The 19,625-nt window shown below is 35.9% G+C and carries 18 protein-coding genes, 1 tRNA gene and 5 pseudogenes; 20 read left to right on the forward strand and 4 right to left on the reverse strand.

What is annotated here, in order from left to right; all coding sequences use genetic code 11:
• Together BN200_RS07700 and BN200_RS07705 are read left to right on the forward strand one after the other, a co-directional pair.
• Positions 1-313, forward strand: a pseudogene (locus BN200_RS07700) (YqaJ viral recombinase family protein); the annotation flags it as partial.
• 72 nt (positions 314-385) lie between these two features.
• Positions 386-589 carry a helix-turn-helix transcriptional regulator gene (locus tag BN200_RS07705; protein ID WP_019221985.1) on the forward strand — a complete coding sequence of 68 codons (204 nt, stop codon included), beginning with the start codon at positions 386-388 and terminating at the stop codon, positions 587-589.
• A 99-nt stretch (positions 590-688) separates the two neighbouring features.
• Here the strand turns inward: BN200_RS07705 and BN200_RS07710 are convergent.
• Positions 689-764, reverse strand: a tRNA-Thr gene (locus BN200_RS07710).
• Between the two features lie 458 nt (positions 765-1,222).
• On the opposite strand from BN200_RS07710, the gene BN200_RS07715 reads away from it, so the two are divergent.
• Positions 1,223-1,429: a SlyX family protein gene (locus tag BN200_RS07715; RefSeq protein WP_019221986.1), complete on the forward strand. Its 207-nt coding sequence runs from the start codon at positions 1,223-1,225 to the stop codon at positions 1,427-1,429.
• A gap of 546 nt (positions 1,430-1,975) precedes the next feature.
• Here BN200_RS07715 and BN200_RS09805 read toward each other — a convergent pair.
• Positions 1,976-2,296, reverse strand: coding sequence for a hypothetical protein (locus BN200_RS09805; protein ID WP_081585556.1), 321 nt, complete (start codon positions 2,294-2,296; stop codon positions 1,976-1,978).
• A gap of 221 nt (positions 2,297-2,517) precedes the next feature.
• On the opposite strand from BN200_RS09805, the gene BN200_RS07720 reads away from it, so the two are divergent.
• The 8 genes and pseudogenes from BN200_RS07720 (at position 2,518) to BN200_RS07760 (ending at position 10,123) form a co-directional block, all read left to right on the forward strand.
• The gene (locus tag BN200_RS07720; RefSeq protein WP_425277067.1) at positions 2,518-3,888 is read left to right on the forward strand and encodes an amino acid permease; all 1,371 of its coding nucleotides are present in this window, start codon (positions 2,518-2,520) and stop codon (positions 3,886-3,888) included.
• 40 nt (positions 3,889-3,928) lie between these two features.
• On the forward strand, positions 3,929-4,609 hold the full coding sequence (locus BN200_RS07725) for an energy-coupling factor ABC transporter ATP-binding protein (protein ID WP_019221988.1): 681 nt from the start codon (positions 3,929-3,931) through the stop codon (positions 4,607-4,609).
• On the forward strand, positions 4,606-5,244 hold the full coding sequence (locus tag BN200_RS07730) for an energy-coupling factor transporter transmembrane component T family protein (protein WP_019221989.1): 639 nt from the start codon (positions 4,606-4,608) through the stop codon (positions 5,242-5,244). Before BN200_RS07725 ends, BN200_RS07730 begins: the two co-directional genes overlap by 4 nt.
• A 21-nt stretch (positions 5,245-5,265) precedes the next feature.
• Positions 5,266-5,820, forward strand: coding sequence for a biotin transporter BioY (locus tag BN200_RS07735; protein WP_019221990.1), 555 nt, complete (start codon positions 5,266-5,268; stop codon positions 5,818-5,820).
• A 1,233-nt stretch (positions 5,821-7,053) separates the two neighbouring features.
• Positions 7,054-7,879, forward strand: a pseudogene (locus tag BN200_RS09810) (ERF family protein); the annotation flags it as partial.
• 1 nt (position 7,880) lies between these two features.
• Positions 7,881-8,220 (forward strand): annotated as a pseudogene (locus BN200_RS09815) (YqaJ viral recombinase family protein); the annotation flags it as partial.
• Positions 8,221-8,335: 115 nt separating this feature from the next.
• Positions 8,336-8,752, forward strand: a complete 417-nt coding sequence (locus BN200_RS07755; protein ID WP_019221994.1) for a hypothetical protein — start codon at positions 8,336-8,338, stop codon at positions 8,750-8,752.
• Between the two features lie 279 nt (positions 8,753-9,031).
• Positions 9,032-10,123 (forward strand): COX15/CtaA family protein, encoded by a 1,092-nt coding sequence (locus BN200_RS07760; RefSeq protein ID WP_034989395.1) that lies wholly within the window; start codon positions 9,032-9,034, stop codon positions 10,121-10,123.
• Between the two features lie 21 nt (positions 10,124-10,144).
• Here BN200_RS07760 and argC read toward each other — a convergent pair.
• Positions 10,145-11,079: pseudogene (gene argC / locus BN200_RS07765) on the reverse strand (N-acetyl-gamma-glutamyl-phosphate reductase).
• A 326-nt stretch (positions 11,080-11,405) separates the two neighbouring features.
• Between argC and glyA the strand changes: the two are divergent.
• The 6 genes and pseudogenes from glyA to nusB all read left to right on the forward strand — a co-directional run bounded on the left by glyA (position 11,406) and on the right by nusB (position 15,941).
• Entirely contained in the window at positions 11,406-12,719 is a 1,314-nt protein-coding gene (gene glyA, locus BN200_RS07770; RefSeq protein ID WP_019221996.1) for a serine hydroxymethyltransferase, read from the forward strand.
• A gap of 14 nt (positions 12,720-12,733) precedes the next feature.
• Complete coding sequence (gene nrdR / locus BN200_RS07775) at positions 12,734-13,216, forward strand: transcriptional regulator NrdR (RefSeq protein ID WP_019221997.1); 483 nt, start codon at positions 12,734-12,736, stop codon at positions 13,214-13,216.
• A complete protein-coding gene (gene ribD / locus BN200_RS07780) occupies positions 13,209-14,336 on the forward strand; it encodes a bifunctional diaminohydroxyphosphoribosylaminopyrimidine deaminase/5-amino-6-(5-phosphoribosylamino)uracil reductase RibD (protein ID WP_019221998.1) in 1,128 nt (375 codons plus the stop codon). Before nrdR ends, ribD begins: the two co-directional genes overlap by 8 nt.
• A pseudogene (locus BN200_RS07785) lies at positions 14,318-14,937 on the forward strand (riboflavin synthase). The gene ribD and the pseudogene BN200_RS07785 overlap by 19 nt, the downstream one beginning before the upstream one ends.
• Before the next feature lie 73 nt (positions 14,938-15,010).
• The gene (locus tag BN200_RS07790) at positions 15,011-15,478 is read left to right on the forward strand and encodes a 6,7-dimethyl-8-ribityllumazine synthase (RefSeq protein ID WP_019221999.1); all 468 of its coding nucleotides are present in this window, start codon (positions 15,011-15,013) and stop codon (positions 15,476-15,478) included.
• A complete protein-coding gene (nusB, locus tag BN200_RS07795; protein WP_019222000.1) occupies positions 15,471-15,941 on the forward strand; it encodes a transcription antitermination factor NusB in 471 nt (156 codons plus the stop codon). Before BN200_RS07790 ends, nusB begins: the two co-directional genes overlap by 8 nt.
• Positions 15,942-16,050: 109 nt before the next feature.
• Here nusB and BN200_RS07800 read toward each other — a convergent pair whose 3' ends face one another.
• Positions 16,051-16,548: an outer membrane protein assembly factor BamE gene (locus tag BN200_RS07800; protein WP_154645994.1), complete on the reverse strand. Its 498-nt coding sequence runs from the start codon at positions 16,546-16,548 to the stop codon at positions 16,051-16,053.
• A gap of 226 nt (positions 16,549-16,774) precedes the next feature.
• Between BN200_RS07800 and BN200_RS07805 the strand changes: the two genes are divergently transcribed.
• From BN200_RS07805 to BN200_RS07815, 3 genes are all read left to right on the forward strand, one after another.
• Positions 16,775-17,332 carry a YceD family protein gene (locus BN200_RS07805; protein WP_019222002.1) on the forward strand — a complete coding sequence of 186 codons (558 nt, stop codon included), beginning with the start codon at positions 16,775-16,777 and terminating at the stop codon, positions 17,330-17,332.
• A gap of 170 nt (positions 17,333-17,502) precedes the next feature.
• Entirely contained in the window at positions 17,503-18,573 is a 1,071-nt protein-coding gene (gene plsX, locus BN200_RS07810; RefSeq protein WP_034989398.1) for a phosphate acyltransferase PlsX, read from the forward strand.
• A 49-nt stretch (positions 18,574-18,622) separates the two neighbouring features.
• Positions 18,623-19,597, forward strand: coding sequence for a beta-ketoacyl-ACP synthase III (locus tag BN200_RS07815; RefSeq protein ID WP_019222004.1), 975 nt, complete (start codon positions 18,623-18,625; stop codon positions 19,595-19,597).
• The last annotated feature ends 28 nt before the right edge of the window (positions 19,598-19,625 follow it).

Genomic DNA, 19,625 nt, shown 5'->3' on the forward strand with positions numbered 1-19,625 from the left:
CTTTGTTGGTGAAGAAGGTTTAGTTGAGGTCAAATGCCCACAATCAGTTCACCATCTACGCTTCTTTATAGATGGCAATATCAAACCTGAATATATCGCACAAATGCAATTTTAAATGGCTTGTACGGGGCGTAAATGGTGTCATTTCATTAGTTATAATCCGCATTTTGTAGGTAGATCATCTCACTTGCGCATGAAAATTAAACGCGTGGATCATGATGAGGAACAAATTCAACAAATCAATCAAGCAGTCGAGATATTCTTGGAGGAAATAGAACAAGGCATGAAGAAGATTTCGATACAAGCTGCTTGAAGTTATGGGGGTGCTTTCTCCTCCGGAGCACCCCATTCATTGACATAACATAAAAAATAGAAAGGTAATGAGATGATATTTGATGATGGCGATAGATATGTAACAACCCGTGAATGTGCTCAGCTTTTTAGTGTATCAACAAAAACGATTCGCAATTGGGTGCTTCAAGGGGTATTTCTAAAGCCATACAAGCTAGGGAGAGCAGTGAGGTGGAGAAAGAAAGAGATCTTAGCTTTTACTCCAGAGAAAAATACGGAGCAAATAACAACAAATTAGGTAAAATTGTATAAACTACAATAGGTGGACTGAAAGGTGGTCTAAAGACAGAGAATTAAATAGAAAAACTATATATTTCAATGCACTAAAAACAAAAAGTGGTGCCACATGCCGGATTCGAACCAGCGACCCCATCATTACGAATGATGTGCTCTACCAACTGAGCTAATGCGGCGTATAAAGCAGATAAAAATTACTTTAACGGTAATAGCCAAAAGAATGTACAAAAGCAAGTATGCATTTTGTTCGATAATTTATAAGATTCTGCAGTTATTGATGTAGAAAATAGTTTGCTGAATTTAAATGCAGAACAATATTTTTTGATCTTGAGACTATAAAATCGTCGATAATATGTTTTCTCACTTGACAATTGCATTCAATGTTAGAAGCTTTATAAAAGTGCATTTGAGAAATAAAAAATAGAGTTAAGATATTTTTGTACAGTACCCTTTTTATTGGAAAGGGATTTTTTTGCGAAGCTCTTTGGTGAATGAAAAACTGCTATCAGTTTTTATGATAGAACTGTAAGTTTTGTGTATTATTTTATAGAAAAGCTATTCTAATAGGAAGAAGTAAAACAAACAATTTGATACAATTAGACATATTTTTATTTAAGATGGAGTAACGAAAATTGTGTCAGATGAAAATCGACTGACAGCACTAGAAATAAAGTTGGCACATCAAGAAAAATTGCTTGAGCAACTTTCTTGTGTGGTAATTGATCAAAGGAAAAGTTTAGAGAAAATATCTAAAAAAGTTAATATCTTAACGAGGCGATTTCCCGATTTAGAAGAACAGATTTTTTCTAAAAATATTGTTGCATTATTTTTTCACGAATAGGCACATCTTTTACTTTTATTGAAGCTTTTAAGTTTTTCTAATAAAATGTATCCTTTTTTCAAAGGGTGACGCGTAAAAAGGTCCCAATTATGCCGAAGCTCTTTAACTGTTATTGTAGTCTTTTGGGGGAATGATTTTTGCAAGCGCCATATTCTCATCATTTTCATTAAAAAGTATGTTGTTATTTATGAGTGCATTTTTTCTATAAAAGTTCACTACTAAAAAACAGCGGGAAGCTTTTTAGTAGATCAATGAGAAGTTATAGAGAATTGTAGCTCACTTTAAAAGACTCGGTTTTTTCGTACAGATTTTTCACACAGATGGGTTGTCGTTGAAGTTTGAGTTGTTGAATATTTTTATTGACGAAAATAAGTAATATTATTGACTTAGTAATTTATAGCAATCATGAGATTGTGTTCTATTCATAATAAGATACTTTTCAATGAGGTGGCTTTTAAGTTAGTAGGATACAGTTTTCAAGATTTGTCGGTTATGTTTGGCAAAAATGGGTTTTAGAAGAACGCCTTTAATATCAAATTATTGCTTTTATATATACGATTTTTTTTGAAAAGGTTTTGGTTTTTTATAATTCAAGAGACAAAATCCTATTGATAAAGCTCCTAAAATAGACCATCCTGGTAAGCACATGGAAGTAATACAAATTGAAGATAGGAAAGGTGGCATGATATGACCTATAGATTGGTTAAGTCTAGAGATATCTGTTTGTAGGAGATTCGCGAGCATTGTATTGAGAGGCGTTGTTGTCCAATGGGATGTGCTTAGAGAGTGGACACTATCAATGGCTAATACTATGAGTGTAAGCGTAACGAAAATGAAAGCCATTAATTTAAGTAAAGGGCGCAGCATATCTTTCCTATAATTAAACGGAACAATCGCATAATGCATAAAAAGACAAGAGGTTGCATTATGATAAGAAAAATAAATTTATTTTCTTTTTTTTAAAATATCTTAACTGATATCATCAGCCTTTTTATAAAGATTTAAATCAATATCAAGGGGGGTAAGGAATAGTGCTTAATGATACGAATACTGAATTGAAGCGTAACCTTCAAAATCGCCATATTCAAATGATTGCTTTGGGTGGCGTTATTGGGACAGGGCTTTTTTATGGATCAACAGAGGCAATTCAATTAGCTGGTCCTTCAGCCATTTTAGCTTATTTTGTTGGGGGGCTTATCATGTATTTCATTATGCGCATGCTTGGTGAAATGTCAGTAGAAGAACCATCTTCAGGAGCTTTTAGTTTCTTTGCCTATAAATATTGGGGGAGGTTAGCGGGTTTCATAACAGGTTGGAATTATTGGTTTCTTTATATTCTTGTGAGCATGACTGAGCTTACAGTGATTGGGTTTTACCTTGATCATTGGATTTTGATTGATCATTGGAAGTCATCCTTCATTGTTCTTTTGTTGGTTACATTCGTTAATTTGTTTAATGTTCGTTTTTATGGAGAATTTGAATTTGCTTGCGCTTTGATCAAAGTTGCTGCTGTTATTGGTATGATTATTTTTGGGATTTTTCTCATTGTCACTGGAGTAGGGGAAAATCAAGCGAGTATTCATTATCTCTGGGATCATGGCGGTTTTTTTCCTTATGGAGCAATAGGGGTTGTTTTGGCGACTTCTGTAGTCATGTTTTCTTTTGGAGGAACAGAGCTTATTGGTATTACTGCTGGAGAGGCATCTAATCCACAAAAAACAATTCCAGCTGCTATTCGTCAAGTTATGTGGAGGATTATAATTTTCTATATCGGTTCTATCAGCGTTATTATGATAATCAGCCCGTGGGATATGATTGGAAAAAACGGTAGTCCTTTTGTTACAATTTTTGAGACTGTAGGAATCCCAGCTGCTGATCATATTTTGAATTTTGTCGTCATTATGGCTGCTATTTCTGTTTACAATAGTGGCATTTATTCGAATGGTCGTATGCTTTATAGTTTAGCTATACAAAAAAATGCTCCACAGATTTTCAGTAAACTGAGTACTGCTCGTGTTCCTTATATTGCTACCCTTTTTTCATCATTCTGTGCGGCGATAATCGTTGTCATTAATGCTCTTGTACCTGATAATAGTTTTATGCGGATCATAGCTCTTGCAACTGCCGCAGCTGTTATTACTTGGGCTATTATTATTATTGTTCATTTGAAATTTAGAAAGGCACATAAGAACAAAAAAGGAGACTTTATCTATGCGTTTGGTTTATATCCTTACGCTAATTATCTTTGTCTCTGCTTTTTTGCTTTATTATTTTGCATTATGTTTGTAAGTGGCTTTGGGACAAATGGGTTAATGACTTGGCTTTTTGATATGATAGGAATAAGAATGCTTTTTATTGAAACATATATCCCTATGCAGATGCCTGATATGAGTTTGGCAGTTCTTATTATTCCTCTATGGTGCTTGTTTTTATTTTTAGGCTATAAACTTAAGCGATAACGATAAAAGAGGTGATAAAAGGGATTGATTGGAATAAATCTTGGGGATTATAAAGTTTGATAAAGTAACACAAGTCTTTGGTGATTTATGTGTTTTGAGCAATATTAACGTACAGCTTACTGAAAGACGAGTTGCCATTATCGGTGCGAATGGTTCTGGAAAAAGTACGTTTGTGCGTCTTATCAATGGGTTGCAACTACCGTCTCATGGTTTTGTGAGTGTTGATGGGCTTGATACTAAGCGCGATGCAAAAGCAGTAAAGCGTAAAGTAGGATTTGTTTTTCAAAATCCTGATAATCAGATTATTTTACCACTAGTGGAAGAAGATTTATCTTTTGGTCTCAAAAATTTAAAACTAAGTAAAGAAGAAATTAAGCAGCGTGTAGATGAAATTTTACAGCGCTATGATCTTCAAAGTTTCAGAAATCACGCAGTACATTTATTAAGTGGTGGACAGAAACAGCTGATCGCTATTTCCGGTGTAGTGGCAATGAAACCAGACTATATTGTTTTTGACGAACCGACGACATTACTTGATTTGCGAAACAAGCGGCGTATTACACAAGTTATAGAAGAATTATCACAAACGGCGATTGTTGTATCGCATGATTTGGAGTTTCTGGAAAATTTTGATAGAATGCTGGTTTTTGATAAGGGGGAGATAGTTGTTGATGATATACCTTTGGTCGCTATCAAGGAATATATAAGAAGAATGTCATGATTGGTTTATATATTCCACGAGATACCTTTATCCATAAGTTAAAACCAGGTCTTAAGTTGTTTTTTCTTATGGGTGGTGGAACTACTATATTAATGGTTTCATCTATACCTATTTTGGTAATACTTTTATTATTCGTAATCTTATTTTACGCAGTAGCCAAGATTCCTTTTAACACTGTGATAAAACAGTTTAAATCGATGGGGTTGTTTTTAGCCCTTATATTTGTATTTCAAGCTCTTTTTGTTCATTGGCTTATAGGTGTTGAGGTCATATTACGCCTTGTTATTCTTTTTTCTTTATCATCACTTATTTCATTCACAACAAGAGTTTCAGATATGATAGCTTCAATTGAGGCAGGGCTTCAGCCATTTCGTTGCTTTGGTATAAATCCACTACAATTAAGTATGGTTATTTCTATGGCAATCAGATTTATTCCTCTTTTGAGTGAAAAGTTCAATGAAGTGCGTGAAGCACAACGCGCACGTGGATTTAATACAAACGTTGCAACTCTTGCAATACCTTTAATTATAAGAACTATAAGAATGGCATCAGAAGTTGCTGAAGCATTAGAGGCTCGTTCTTATAATGCTGATATTGTTGATACAACATTTGAGAGTAACACAAATTTTTCATAATAAAAAGAATCGAATTATCCAATGAATACAAAAGATTTAACCTATATTGCTTTATTTGCTGCTATTTATGCCGTGTTGGGGCTTTTCCCTCCCATTTCTCTTCCTTTCCTTCTTGGGGTTCCTATTACAGCTCAATCTATGGGGCCGATGTTAGCTGGATCGATACTCGGGGCAAAAAGAGGAGCTTTAGCATCGCTTCTTTTCCTTGTGCTTGTTGCTATTGGACTGCCTTTATTGCCTGGTGGTCGTGGTGGAATCGGTGTCTTTTCAGGAGCGTCTGCTGGTTATCTGATAGGTTTTCCATTTGCTGCATTTTTTATTGGCTTTATGGTTGAATTATTTTGGCAGAGGTTAAATTTTATAACATTAATCGTAATAAATGCAGTAGGTGGTATAGGGGTGGTCTATGCTTTTGGAATACCATGGACAGCATATATTACTAAAGTGTCTTTACTGAAGGTTTTATTAGCTTCCTCAGGTTTTCTGATTGGTGGTTGTTTAAAAGTATTTATTGCATCTTTTGTCGCACTTACCGTTAAAAAATCTGTCCCTCTTATTTCTTCAAAGAAAGGCTAGTTCTTTTATTTTAAATGTTTTTTTGTCTTGCGGTACGTATAAAGATAAAAAGAGAGACTATGATAAAGTTTTTGAGCTTGTCTCTTTGTGCTTTAATGGAGAGAAGATATGGAGAATAAAAAGATCTTATTATTGTTATCCAAATGCTTAACTCAAAAAAGGTGCCGTATAGTGATATCTGTTATTACCTAAAAGAGATGAAAGTGCAAAAATAGCATTGATAAGCATTTTATTTTTTTATGCTTTATGGGGATTGATATTATCGTTAAAAATCCAGCTGACATTTTAAATAAAGATCATGAAAACTGTTATTATTCTGTAAGAAAATTCATAAACTTTTTCTTAAAAAATAATCTTAATATAATTTATCTCTAAATTCGGATTTCTTCCACACTTATCGTGGCATAAAAATAGAATATAATAAGTATTTCAATATAGAATTTATTTTTTCTTGAAATAGAATCATTCTCAATATATTATAAACATAATGTTATTAATATTAAATTCAATCTATATTATTAGAGAAGATTATTATTTAAATATAAAGCTATGAATATAAGATTTTTATTTGTAATATGTACAATTTATTTATGTTTTTCTCCTGTTGTAAAAGCGTCTGATCATATAGTTTCTCAGGGAAAAAGACCTGCTATTATTGTTTATAATTTTACTAAAAAAGATTTATTTTTTAGTAAAAATTTTAATCCTTTATTAAATAAAGTTATTATACCCACCTATCCTAGTAATCATACTTTATTTTGGAAAAAAATAGCATTTTTTTTTCAAAAAATAAGACGCGTTTATACTGATTTAGGGTTGTATTTATATGCTTCTCTATTTTCTATATTCAGGTAGAAAAAAATAGATTATAGATTGCTCTTAAGTTTGGTTTTTATAGCAAAAGTCATAAATATCATTTGGAATGTTTTTTATCTCGTTGGCATGAAAAGGTAGATGCAGTGTGACAAGCGTGAAACTATATTAAAATTTGCTTTAAATTTGCATTTTTATATGAATTGAAACGATTTGCATGCACTTGATTTGAAATGATACTATAAATGAATCTTTTTTGTTAACGCTATATTCTGATCATTGTGCATATATAACATATATAAAAAGCATTCCAATTGATCGGGTTGTACAATCTGTAAAAACAAAACACCAACTTTAACACAAGCGTGATTCATGCCAAGGATGAGTTGTGTGCAAATATGAGTAAATCAAGATGAGTGAAAAAACACCAATTTAACAGAAGTAGAAAAACAAACAATTACGAAATTAAACCTACAGCTATGAAACTGATTTTAACCAGAGTTTTAGAAAATGATGTCGATATAGACCATCTCATTGTATTACAAGAAAAAGAAATAGAACGACAAAATTTTCCAAATTTTGTTCATGATCTTTTGGCTATGCAAAGAGAATAGCAAAAAATACAAAAAAATGCTACAAATATCCATACAAATAGCCAATATGTGCCTAAGCTTGATCAAGTATATTGATGCTGTAAAGGATATTCTTGCAAAATACCGCTTTACTTTCTCGTATCAAAGCAGAGGTTAAATGGTATAACTGTAGAAATGACCTTAAAACATCCATTTGGAAGAGACATATCAACAGAGGGGAAACTTCCCATTGACGCAAAAGAAAACAAATCAGAGATACAATCAGTTAGCTCCATAGCTCCCTACACACGCAGATATCTTTTAGACACTTTAATGGCATAAGCAAAAAAGATGACAATCAATAAGGTGATACAGGTAGGAACACACCTATTAAAAAGGTTTTTCCATAGCAGCTCAATGAAATCAGAGTTCCAATAGTACAAATTAGAGCAGAAGAAGCAAAGATTTTTGATTATGTCAAAGTCAAAAAAATTGATGATATATCTGATCAACAAGCATAAACGGTACTGCATCTTTTGAAAGAGAAACAAAAGGCTCAAAAAGAACAATTTTTCCCACAACAAAAGCAAATAGATGCACTTATACAAGATGCCGAATATATGCACATCCAAGATATTGAATATACACCAACACAACAGCAAAAGGCGGTGTGAAATGCAACAAAGAACGGCAGAGTGGTTTCAAGCAAGATTGGGGAAAGCCACCGTTTCAAACATTTACAATGACTCAGTAAAATAGCAAAAGGAAAACTTACAAGCAAATATGAGAAATACAAAATCAAACTCATAACAGAGCGATTAACAGGTGAAATAAGCCAGTCTTATACAACGTCTGCTATGCAATGACGTGTTGAATATGAAGAGGCTGCACTGAAAGATATGCATTCATTTATGACACAAAAGTCATAAAATGTGGTTTCATCCAACATTCTACAATAGAAATGGTCGGTGCAAGCCCTGATGGGTTTGTTGGTGAGGACGGTTTAATTGAAGTCAGTGGATAGTATTTTTCTCTTTTTACTTGTCATTGATCTTGCCCGCTTTATGAAGGCGCTGGATAACATTCTCACACATTTGAAAAGGTGGTTAACCAAAAGTTAAGGAAGGTCTATGTTTGATGTACCTGATAGAATTAGATTTTTAAAAACCCATCATAATGGGGATGCAAGCTTAGAACAGGATTGCTTCTTAACTTCAGAAACGAATCTTCAATGGCAAAAAATTTTTAATGATCTTCTCACAAGCAGCTATCATTATCGTAGAAAAAATAAAGTAAAAAAACCTGATCTTAGTTTTCAGAAGGATGTTATTGATTTTCCTGATGATGATGTGACTGCACAGCGTATTGCGTCGATTAATTATTATTTGTCTGATTGTTTACTCAAGGAAGATTTTGATCATTGCTATATTACGAGATGTTATAGTTCTGGTAGTTTTGATGATTTTTATTTCGCGGTAAAAGCAGACGATTCTAGTTTTTCACTTCATTTAGGAAGCAAGAAATGCAGCAAGATTTTTTTATTCTAAAGTTATTGATTACACGCAATAATCGAGGAAAATGTCAAAAGGATTTGTTAGAATCACAAGAAATATTTCTTCTCTAACAAGGCTTTTTAGAGGGAATGTTAGAAAATCCTATTCCCTCACTTTTATTCTAGAATCTCTCACCCTTAAAAAGATATAATAGATCAATAATTTATTTGTGATATAAAATACAATTGTATCCTTGTGTAAAAGTTGCACTACACATTAAAGAGCTAAAATTTGATGTTTAAATTTTGAAATGAGTCGCAGTTAGAGAGAGATGTGGGGGAAAAAGAGATGGCAGTAAAAAGATTGGACAATAGTATTTTAACACCCTTGCAGAAGAAAAATCGAAAACAAATTCAAATTTGGCTTTATTCTATTTTATTGCTTTGTTTGGCAATTGTTTTAGTAGGGGGTGCTACCCGCTTGACAGGATCAGGTTTATCGATAACGGAATGGAAGCCAATTCACGGTGTCATTCCACCAATTGGTGTAGAACAATGGCAAGAGGAGTTCTTAAAATATCAACAGATAGCACAATATAAGCTGCTTAATCATGATATGACGTTAAGCGCATTTAAGGTTATTTTCTGGTGGGAATGGGCGCATCGTGTTCTTGGACGTCTTGTTGGTCTTGTGGCTTTATTGGGTTTAATTTGGTTTTGGATAATCAAACGTATTGAAAGAAATATTTTGCTTCAGCTTACCATTGTACCGATTCTTATCGCGTTTCAAGGGTTTATTGGTTGGTGGATGGTGGCTTCAGGTATTGGCCAAAGCAACTTGACAAGTGTCAGCCAATATCGTTTGGCATTTCACCTTATAACGGCATGTTTTGTTATTATTTTTGTTACTTATTTATCTCGAGGGCTTACAGAATATTCAGAAAAACCAGCAACTCAAAGAATTCAATATTTTGCCGGTTGGCTTGTTGTCCTTATTTTGATTGAGATTTATTTAGGTGCTTTGGTTGCAGGGCTTCACGCCGGAAAAATTTATAATACATGGCCTCTTATGGATGGTCAGATCATTCCTGATGGTTTATTGCAGCATAAGCCCATTTGGCTCAATTTTTTCGAAAATCCCTTGACAGTTCAGTTTGTCCACCGTTTTTTTGCTTATTTTTTGTTTGTCGTGGCAATTATTCACGTTTTATATGTGCAAAAGAATATTCCACATTCAACGCACTCTCGTCGCGCATTTTTTATATGTGTTATGATCATTATTCAAGCACTATTGGGTATTCTCACCTTGTTACATGAAGTTCCCATAAGTTTGGGGCTTATTCATCAAAGTGTCGCTTTAACAATTTTGTGTTTTTCGGTTGCACATTGGCGAGCAACAAAAGGAGCGTATCGTGCTGTTGAGTAGCAGCCTGGACTTAAGGAAAATTTAGCTCTGTGACAGCATTAAATCGAGATTTTGAACTGCAGCTGCTGAAGCGCCTTTTCCTAAATTATCGAAGAGAGCACAGAGGTTAAAAATTCCTTCGCTGTCATTGCTAAAAACAAACAGTTTCATACCGTCTCTATGTGCTAAGCCTTCTGGATTGAGTTTGCTAAGCGAATCAGTTTCTTCTTGTGATGCAACTGAGATGATGTTTTGCCCATCGTAGTGGCCCATGAGAATTTCTCGTAGATCAGAATGGTTGATTGATTTTGTAAATAAACGGCGATGCAGTGGGATATTGACAATCATTCCTTGAGGAAAACGACCAACGCTTGGTACAAAAACGGGTGTGTGATTGATTTGTCCATAGGTTTTAATTTCTGGCACATGTTTGTGTTTAAGATTGAGACCATAGATGAAATAATTTTCTCGAATGTCATCCTGCCGAGATTGATTTTTCATTTGCGCAATTAATTGTTTACCGCCACCAGTATAGCCAGATATTGCATTAATCGATATTGGATAATCAGCATCTAGGAGGCTTGCTTCACGTAAGGGGCGAATTAAGCTAATTGCACCGGTAGGGTAACATCCGGGGTTGGTTACATAGTGTGCTGCTTGGATGTGTTCTTTTTGTCCAGCTGTCATTTCAGGAAAGCCGTAAACCCAGTTTGGGGCAATACGATGAGCTGTTGAGCTGTCAATAATTCTAATTTTTTATTTTTTTTAAGCCAGTGGACTGTTTCGCGTGCTGCCTCATCTGGAAGACACAAAATAGCAATGTCTGTTTGATGAAGATAGTCTTTTCGAATATCACTATTATGCCGATCTCCATGAGGAAGAGAGAGTAATTCTAAATCTGAACGCTTTGCTAGTCGCTGTTGTATCTGTAAACCGGTTGTTCCATGTTCACCATCAATAAAAACTTTTGTTGCCATTCTCTTTCTCTTTGCCTTGAATTAATTTTTCTCTCCTATACAGTTTGTTACGTTATAAATCAGCATAGATAATTGAATTTCTTAAAGGGGCGGTTTCTTTCTTGTAAAAAATTCTGTAATAGGAAGATGGAGGTGGAATTCATTTTGCATTATTTATTTTTGCAAAACTAGAATTTTATTTTAAACGGCGAAAAAACGAGCAGATTGCAAAAAATAAGGCTAATATTTGCTATATTTTTTAGATGAAAGCAATTTAAAATATTTGGTCTGTATGGCTTGCTATGTTATCGTTCGTTACTTTCTTTTTTATTTTAGGAACGTATTTTATGACCAAGCAAGCAAATGATACACAAAAGCGCTTTTTTAATGATAGTTTACAAACGGCTGATGTTGCAATCTTTGATGCAATCAGGGGAGAGTTTGAGCGTCAACAATATGAAATTGAATTGATTGCCTCAGAGAATATTGTTTCAAGAGCAGTTCTTGAAGCGCAAGGGTCAGTTTTAACCAATAAATATGCGGAGGGTTATCCAGGAAAGCGCTATTATGGAGGTTGTCAATTTGTTGATGTGGTTGAAGATTTAGCAATTGAAAGAGCTAAAAAACTTTTTGATGCTAATTTTGCAAATGTTCAAGCTAATTCTGGTAGCCAAATGAATCAAGCTGTGTTTTTAGCTTTACTAAAGCCTGGTGATAAATTTATGGGATTGGATTTGAATTCCGGTGGTCATCTGACCCATGGTTCATCCGTCAATATGTCAGGAAAATGGTTTGAGGTTGTTTCCTATGGTGTGCGTAAAGAAGATCAGCTTCTTGATATGGAGGCTGTTGAACGTCTTGCAAAAGAACATAAACCCAAACTTATTATAGCAGGTGGATCGGCTTATTCTCGCTTATGGGATTGGAAAAAGTTTCGTGAGATTGCAGATGAGATTGGTGCTTATCTCTTGGTTGATATGTCTCATATTGCTGGTTTGGTCGCTGGTGGTGTTCATCCTTCACCGGTTCCCCATGCGCATATCGTGACAACGACGACGCATAAATCACTAAGAGGTCCTCGTGGTGGTTTAATTTTAACAAATGATGAAACTTTAGCTAGAAAAATTAACTCAGCAATTTTTCCTGGTCTTCAGGGTGGTCCTTTAATGCACGTGATCGCAGCTAAAGCTGTTGCCTTTGAGGAAGCTTTGCAACCTGCCTTCAAAGATTATAGTGCCAATGTTGTTGACAATGCAAAAATTTTAGCAAAAACTCTTCAGAGTAATGGTTTTGATATTGTTTCTGGCGGTACGGACAATCATTTATTATTGGTTGATTTGCGTTCCAAAAAAGTGACCGGAAAACGTGCCGAATTGGCTTTAGGGCGTGCGCATATTACCTGCAATAAAAATAGTATTCCTTTTGATCTTGAAACACCATTTGTAACATCTGGAATTCGTCTTGGTTCACCTGCTGCGACAACACGTGGTTTTTCAGAAAATGAGTTTATTCAAATTGCTCATATGATTTCAGAGATTCTTGATGGTTTGGGGCAAGCAAAAAGTGATAAGGACAATAATGCTGTTGAAATGGTTGTTAGGAAAAAGGTGGAAGATATGACAAGTAAGTTTCCTCTTTACTCTTATCTTCGCACTTGTTAAAGGCGTGAAAAAAGATGCGCTGTCCTTACTGTCAATATGAGGATACACAGGTTAAGGATTCGCGTCCTTCAGAAGAAGGGACGGTCATTCGTCGTCGGCGTGTATGTTCCGTGTGCGGTGGCCGTTTTACGACTTTTGAACGTGTTCAGCTGCGTGAGCTTTTGGTTTCTAAAAAAAGTGGTCGATATGAGCCATTTGACCGTGATAAGTTAATGCGGTCAGTTGAGATAGCCGTGCGTAAACGCGATATTGATCCAGATTATATTGAACGCGTTATTTCTGGCATTGTACGTCAGCTTGAAAGTTTAGGAGAACCAGAAATTGCTTCGGAAAAAATTGGGCATCTTGTGATGAAAGCGTTGAAAAGCATTGATGATATTGCCTATATTCGTTTTGCTTCCGTCTATCGAGATTTTCGTAACGCAAGCGATTTTCACGATGTTATAGACGAGTTGTCAAAGGGTATAACGGATACAGAATCTTGTTTTGATGAATAAAAAAGCGCAAGATGAGCGGTTTATGGCTGCAGCTATCCGTTTGGCAGAGCGTCATGTCGGACTGACTGGTGAGAACCCTTCTGTTGGTACAATAATCGCACGGAACGATGAAAATATTGGGTATTCTATTGTTGGTTATGGTGTGACAGCCATCCAAGGCAGACCACATGCTGAGGTACAAGCTCTGCAAATGGCTGGTCCTTTGGCACGTGGTGCCACTGCTTATGTCACTTTAGAGCCTTGTTCCCATTATGGCCAAACTTCACCATGTGTAAATGTTCTCATCAAATCCGGTATTTCGCGGGTCGTTATTGCTCTTACCGATTTAGATAAAAGGGTTGATGGCCGTGGTGTTGCTCTTTTGCGCGCGGCTGGCATTGAGGTTGTTGAGGGGGTTTTGGCTAAAGAAGCCTTTGAAGCCTTGTGTGGCTATTGGTGTATAAAAAAGCAGCAACGCTGTTCAGTCACTTTAAAAATGGCAATTTCTGCTGATAATGGTGTGGGAAAAAAGGGGCAGGGTGGAATAAAAATTAGTGGAATGACTTCTCATATCCATACTCATATTCTCCGTGCTCAAAATAATGCTATTCTTGTTGGTATTGGTACTATATTAGCGGATGACCCACAATTAAATTGCCGTTTGCCAGGAATGGAAGTGCGATCTCCTATACGTATTATTTTGGATACAGATTTGTGCATTCCACTCAACGCAAAAGTTGTTCAAACAGCAAAAATAATTCCTACATGGGTTATTTGTGATGGGAACTTTTCAAAGAAAAGCAAAAAAATCGCACTGGAACAGTGTGGGGTATCTGTTTATTCAGTAGAAATGAATAATGGTAATATGTCGCCTCTTGCTATTTTACAGCTGCTTTATCAACGTGGAATCAATAGCATTTTACTTGAGGGAGGCGTAAAGACGGGAGAAAGTTTTTTAAGTGCTGGTTGTGTAGACCATTTGATATGTTTTTATGCACCCGTTATTTTAGGAGAGGATCGTATTGAAGCCCCTTATTTGGGGAATTATCTCTCGCAATTTCATGAGGTGGAAACAAGAATGTTTGGAAAAGACCGTTTTTATAAATGGAGGCGTAAGACATTATGTTCACAGGAATTGTAACAGATATCGGGTGTGTTGAAGATGTTCAATCTTTAAAGCAGGGAGTGCGGTTTAACATTTCCACACTTTATGATCTGGAAAGCTTAAAAATTGGTGCATCAATCGCCTGTTCAGGGATCTGTCTCACAATTGTTGAGCGAGGATCAAAACAGCAAACGAAAAGCAATTGGTTTTCTGTGGAGGCGTGGGAAGAAGCGTTGCGTTTGACTAATCTTGCACAATGGACAAAAGGAACATTTGTTAATTTAGAACGTTCATTGCGATTGGGTGATGAGATGGGCGGGCATTTGGTTTCTGGTCATATTGATGGTTTGGCTGAGATTATTGATCAAAAAAGCGAAGGTGATGCAATTCGTTTTTTCTACAAGTACCAAAGCGTTTCATGCCTTTTATTGCAAATAAAGGTTCTCTTGCACTTAATGGAACATCTTTGACGGTTAATTCTGTTGAAGGTCAAATTTTTGATGTTCTTATTATTCGCCATACACTTGAAGTGACGACTTGGGGACAGGCTAAAATTGGAGATTTGGTCAATTTAGAAATTGATCAACTTGCTCGTTATGCCGCAAAATTTTCTGGCTTTAGAATAACAGATCAATAAGCTAAAAGTCACCTATAGTTTTTTATTTTTATTCTATAATCTTGATTTTATTTATTTTTATGGAATTTCCATTATGACAATAGAGATACCTAAAAAGCTACATGTATTGATTGTTGAAGCACGTTTTTATGATGGGATTTCTGATGCGCTTCTTAAAGGTGCGGTGAATATTTTGCAAAAAGCCGAAGCGAGCTATGATATAGTAACAGTTCCAGGAGCATTAGAAATACCGGCTGCAATAGCTTTTGCCGAGAAAAATAGTGAGGTTTCTTATGATGGTTATATCGCACTTGGTTGTGTTATTCGGGGCGAAACCTACCATTTTGAAATTGTTGCTAATGATTCTTGTCGTGCATTAATGGATTTGACAGTCCATAAGCATTTAGCTATCGGGAATGGTATTTTGACCGTTGAAAATGAAAAGCAAGCATGGGTCCGTGCAAAACAGGATGAAAAAAATAAAGGTGGTTTTGCTGCTGAAGCTGCTTTATGTATGATCGCTCTAAAGAAGAGATTTGGAGAAATCATTCAATATGGTTGATGAAAAAGGCAAATATTCTCCTCGTTTAGCCAATAAACGTGGAGCAGCGAGACTCGCTGCAGTTCAAGCGCTTTATCAAATGGATATAGTTGGTTCTGGTGTCATGGAAACGGCAGCTGAATATGAGGCTTACCGTTTAGGAAAAAATATTGATGGAGATCAGTACCTTGATGCTGATGTTCAGTGGTTTTTAGCTATTATAACGGGTGTTGTAAAAGATCAGAAACAGCTTGATCCTCTGTTGCATCAACAGCTTTCTGCAGACTGGTCACTTTCCCGTCTTGATTCTATATTACGTGCAATTTTGCGTGCAGGTTTATGGGAGTTGATTAACCGTCAAGATGTACCTCTCGCTGTTGTGATGAGTGAATATGTTGATATAGCAAAGGCATTTTTTGAAGGCGATGAGCCGAAACTGGTCAATGCAGTTCTTGATAGTGTGGCGAAAAAAGTCCGCTTCTGAAAATAACGTTAAAATAGCAACTAATAATCTGGGTTAAGAAAAGCTGTACTATCAGGCCCTAATAGAAGCAGACCTGATATCATCACAATTCCATAAAGATTATCACAACTTAGTTATGGGTTGGTAAATGTGCAGGACCTTTAATGATCTGGATTAAGAAAGGCTGTTCTTTGGTTGCGGTTGGTGTTGTTTGCGCGATAAAATCGAAAACTTGACCATCTTGTAGTCCATAGTTAGCTATTTTAGTCACCTGATCATTTTTATTGAAGTAAATGGCTAAAACTTTACGATCAATAATTTTTGTTTTCATAAACTGCATCCCACGGTACCGGGTTTGTGAGATATAATAAAAGACCTCATTATCATATTTTGTTTTGAGAGAAGGGGTTCCTAAAGCTAAAATAACTTGCTCCTGACTTGCTCCAACAGAAATGGAATCAAGAGCATTTTTATCAAGAATATAACCTTCTTTATATATCTGGCTTGTTGAACCTGAGGAATCAATAAGACTACACCCAGCAATTGCTACCATGTTTGCTATTAACAGACCAATCAATAACTTACGTTTGATTGAAGCCACTCTGTGGGGCACTTGTAACAATGACATCTCCCTTTTATATTTAGATGTAAGTTTACACTTAGACGTATGACAAGAAGGCAACCTCAAGTTTTTTCTCATTTGAGCTTAATCTGCCATAGCTTACATTGAGTTTCCCTGTTATAAAACGGATTATGCCATACAGAATTTCTTTAGAAAAGAAAAAAATGAATGAAATGTACTTTGGTTAAATGAAAGCACAATATTTATATTCCTTTATATTCTGGAGTTGCCAATGAATGTTCGCAATATTTCTCAAATGACATTTGCTTTGGCTTATCCAATTTCAGTACGTTCTCTACCTGCTAAAGGTCTCACAGTTCATATCCGTGCAGATGAGCAAGAGTGTGCACATTTAGCTAAAAATCATGATTTAGTTGAAGTAAAATTATGTGAGGGAGAATTCTATATTTTACCTTGGAAGAAGCGTGGGGTACGTGTAAAAGGCTTATTGCAAGCGCGCATAGTACAATTATGCGTTGTCACGTTAGAGCCACTAGAAAATACGCTTCACGAAAATATTGAGATTGTTTTTGTTCCTGAAGATTCAAATTTGATCAAGCCAAAAATATCAGAGGATACAGGTGAATTGTTTTTAGATGCAGAGGGACTAGATACACCAGAAGTATTTCATGGTGATAAAATTGATGTTGGTGCAGTCATGGAAGAGTTTTTTGAGTTGTCCATTAATCATTATCCGCGCAAAAAGGGAACACACATGAGTGTGATTGAAAATTTAGATGAAGATGAGCAAAAATTATCGCCATTTTCTGTTTTGAAAAATTGGAAGTGATTGTAAAAACATAAAAAAAAATATCTATTGTATACTATTATAAAAACAGTATTTTTTGCGAAGCTATTTTGCCCAATATGCTTCGAAGGGTTTTAATAGCAAAAAATCGCAATACAAAAAATCGCAATATAAGTTTAAAAGCGTAGATGAAAAAATGTGGGTAGGCAGGCGTGATTAGAATTTCTATAGATGTCATGGGTGGTGATCATGGTCCAGAAGCCACTATTGCGGGAGCAGCAAGGGTAACAGAATATTTGCCAAATGTTTATTTTTTATTTTATGGTTTAGAGGAAGCTGTTAAGCCAGTTTTAAAAAAATACCCTTGTTTGGCTTCTATGTCGTGCTTCTGTCATACAGAAAGTTATACACGTATGGATGAAAAGCCAAGCCAAGCACTTCGCAATGGGCGAGGCAAATCATCGATGTGGCATGCAATTGAAGCGGTAAAAAATGGTCAAGCTGATGTTTGCATTTCCGCTGGTAATACTGGTGCACTCATGGCAATGTCTTATTTTTGTTTGAAAATGATGGCAGAAGCTGAACGTCCTGGAATCGCGGGTATTTGGCCAACACTTCGGAGTGAAAGTATTGTTTTAGACATTGGTGCAACGATTGGTGCATCTGCGAGCCAGTTGGTTGATTTTGCTGTTATGGGAGCGGGGATGTTTCGTGCTCTCTATCATACTGAAAAACCAAGTGTTGGGCTTTTGAATGTGGGTGTTGAAGAGGTTAAAGGTCTTCATGCAATCAAAAAAGCGGGAATGATATTGCGTGAAGTGCAATTAGAAGGGCTAGAGTATAAAGGATTTGTTGAAGGCAATGATATTGGAAAAGGAACAGTAGATGTTGTTGTCACGGAAGGATTTTCTGGTAATATTGCTTTAAAAACTGCAGAGGGTACTGCACGGCAGATAGGGGAAATCTTAAACAGCGCTATGCGCAGCTCTTTTTTTTCATCTCTTGGTTATTTTTTATCACGGGGTGCTTTTCGTACATTAAAGCATAAGATGGATCCCGATAGGGTGAATGGCGGAGTGCTTTTAGGTTTGAATGGTATTGTTATAAAAAGTCATGGGAGCGCTAATGCTGATGGTTTTGCTTCAGCTATTCGCATTGGTTATAAAATGGTTCATAATGGACTTTTGAAAAAAATAACTGCTGATTTGCGCCGCTTTCATGAGAACAAAAAAGCTCTTTTTGATAAAGAAGATGAAGCTACAGAGAATGAGAAGATTATATGACAAAAATTGCTAGCATAAATGAAAAATCTCAGGAAAAGGTTTGCGGCAAATGATTCGATCTGTTGTGTGTGGTATAGGAGGCGCTTTACCCAAGAAAAGTTTGTCTAATGATGAAATTGCAGAGTTTGTAGAAACATCAGATTCTTGGATTGTTCAGCGTACAGGAATACGTCAACGCTACATTGCCAATGAAAAGGAAACGACCGTTTCTTTAGCAGTAGAAGCTGCTCGGGCTGCACTTATAAATGCTGGTCTAACAATTAAAGATATCGATTGTATTATTTTGGCGACCTCAACGCCAAACCGTACTTTTCCTGCTTCTGCTGTCGAAATTCAACATGCTTTAGGAATGAGCCATGGATTTGCTTTTGATATTCAGGCTGTTTGCTCTGGTTTCATTTTTGCTTTAACAACAGGAGATGCTTATTTACGCTGTGGAGCAGCTAAAAGAATTTTGGTTATCGGATCTGACACATTTTCTCGAATTTTAGATTGGCAAGATCGTACGACATGTGTTTTGTTTGGTGATGGTGCGGGTGCAGCTGTTTTAGAAGCACAAGAAAGTGAAGGCAGTTTTGCTTTTGAGCGTGGCATATTATCTGCGAAATTGCGCTCTAATGGTGCATATAGGGATAAACTGTATGTTGATGGTGGTCCTTCAACAACGCAAACAACTGGTTATTTACGTATGGAAGGGCGAGAAGTTTTTAAATATGCGGTTGGCATGATAACCGATGTGGTTGATGAGTGTTTTACAGCTGTTGGTATAGATTCTTCACAATTAAATTGGTTTGTCCCTCATCAGGCCAATAAACGTATTATTGAAGCTTCAGCTAAAAAATTAGGAATTTCCATAGATAAAGTGGTCATTACCGTTGATCAACATGGTAACACGTCTGCAGCATCTGTCCCATTGGCTTTGGCAACGGCTATTGGTGATGGAAAAATTAAAAAAGGAGATCTTGTCATGTTAGAAGCTATGGGAGGAGGGTTTACATGGGGAGCAATTCTTATTCGCTGGTAGAAGATAGTCGCTTGACCATATTTGAATA

Origin of the sequence: Bartonella senegalensis OS02, assembly GCF_000312545.1 — a bacterium.
In the GTDB taxonomy this organism is placed as follows: Bacteria; Pseudomonadota; Alphaproteobacteria; order Rhizobiales; family Rhizobiaceae; genus Bartonella; species Bartonella senegalensis.

Bases quoted from the DNA above. Each gene is read 5' to 3' on its own strand.
- BN200_RS07705 (WP_019221985.1), top strand. From the start codon at position 386: ATGATATTTGATGATGGCGATAGATATGTAACAACCCGTGAATGTGCT.
- BN200_RS09805 (WP_081585556.1), bottom strand. From the start codon at position 2,296: ATGCTGCGCCCTTTACTTAAATTAATGGCTTTCATTTTCGTTACGCTT.
- BN200_RS07720 (WP_425277067.1), top strand. From the start codon at position 2,518: ATGATTGCTTTGGGTGGCGTTATTGGGACAGGGCTTTTTTATGGATCA.
- BN200_RS07730 (WP_019221989.1), top strand. From the start codon at position 4,606: ATGATTGGTTTATATATTCCACGAGATACCTTTATCCATAAGTTAAAA.
- BN200_RS07735 (WP_019221990.1), top strand. From the start codon at position 5,266: ATGAATACAAAAGATTTAACCTATATTGCTTTATTTGCTGCTATTTAT.
- BN200_RS07755 (WP_019221994.1), top strand. From the start codon at position 8,336: ATGTTTGATGTACCTGATAGAATTAGATTTTTAAAAACCCATCATAAT.
- glyA (WP_019221996.1), top strand. From the start codon at position 11,406: ATGACCAAGCAAGCAAATGATACACAAAAGCGCTTTTTTAATGATAGT.
- nrdR (WP_019221997.1), top strand. From the start codon at position 12,734: ATGCGCTGTCCTTACTGTCAATATGAGGATACACAGGTTAAGGATTCG.
- ribD (WP_019221998.1), top strand. From the start codon at position 13,209: ATGAATAAAAAAGCGCAAGATGAGCGGTTTATGGCTGCAGCTATCCGT.
- BN200_RS07790 (WP_019221999.1), top strand. From the start codon at position 15,011: ATGACAATAGAGATACCTAAAAAGCTACATGTATTGATTGTTGAAGCA.
- nusB (WP_019222000.1), top strand. From the start codon at position 15,471: ATGGTTGATGAAAAAGGCAAATATTCTCCTCGTTTAGCCAATAAACGT.
- BN200_RS07800 (WP_154645994.1), bottom strand. From the start codon at position 16,548: ATGTCATTGTTACAAGTGCCCCACAGAGTGGCTTCAATCAAACGTAAG.
- BN200_RS07805 (WP_019222002.1), top strand. From the start codon at position 16,775: ATGAATGTTCGCAATATTTCTCAAATGACATTTGCTTTGGCTTATCCA.
- BN200_RS07815 (WP_019222004.1), top strand. From the start codon at position 18,623: ATGATTCGATCTGTTGTGTGTGGTATAGGAGGCGCTTTACCCAAGAAA.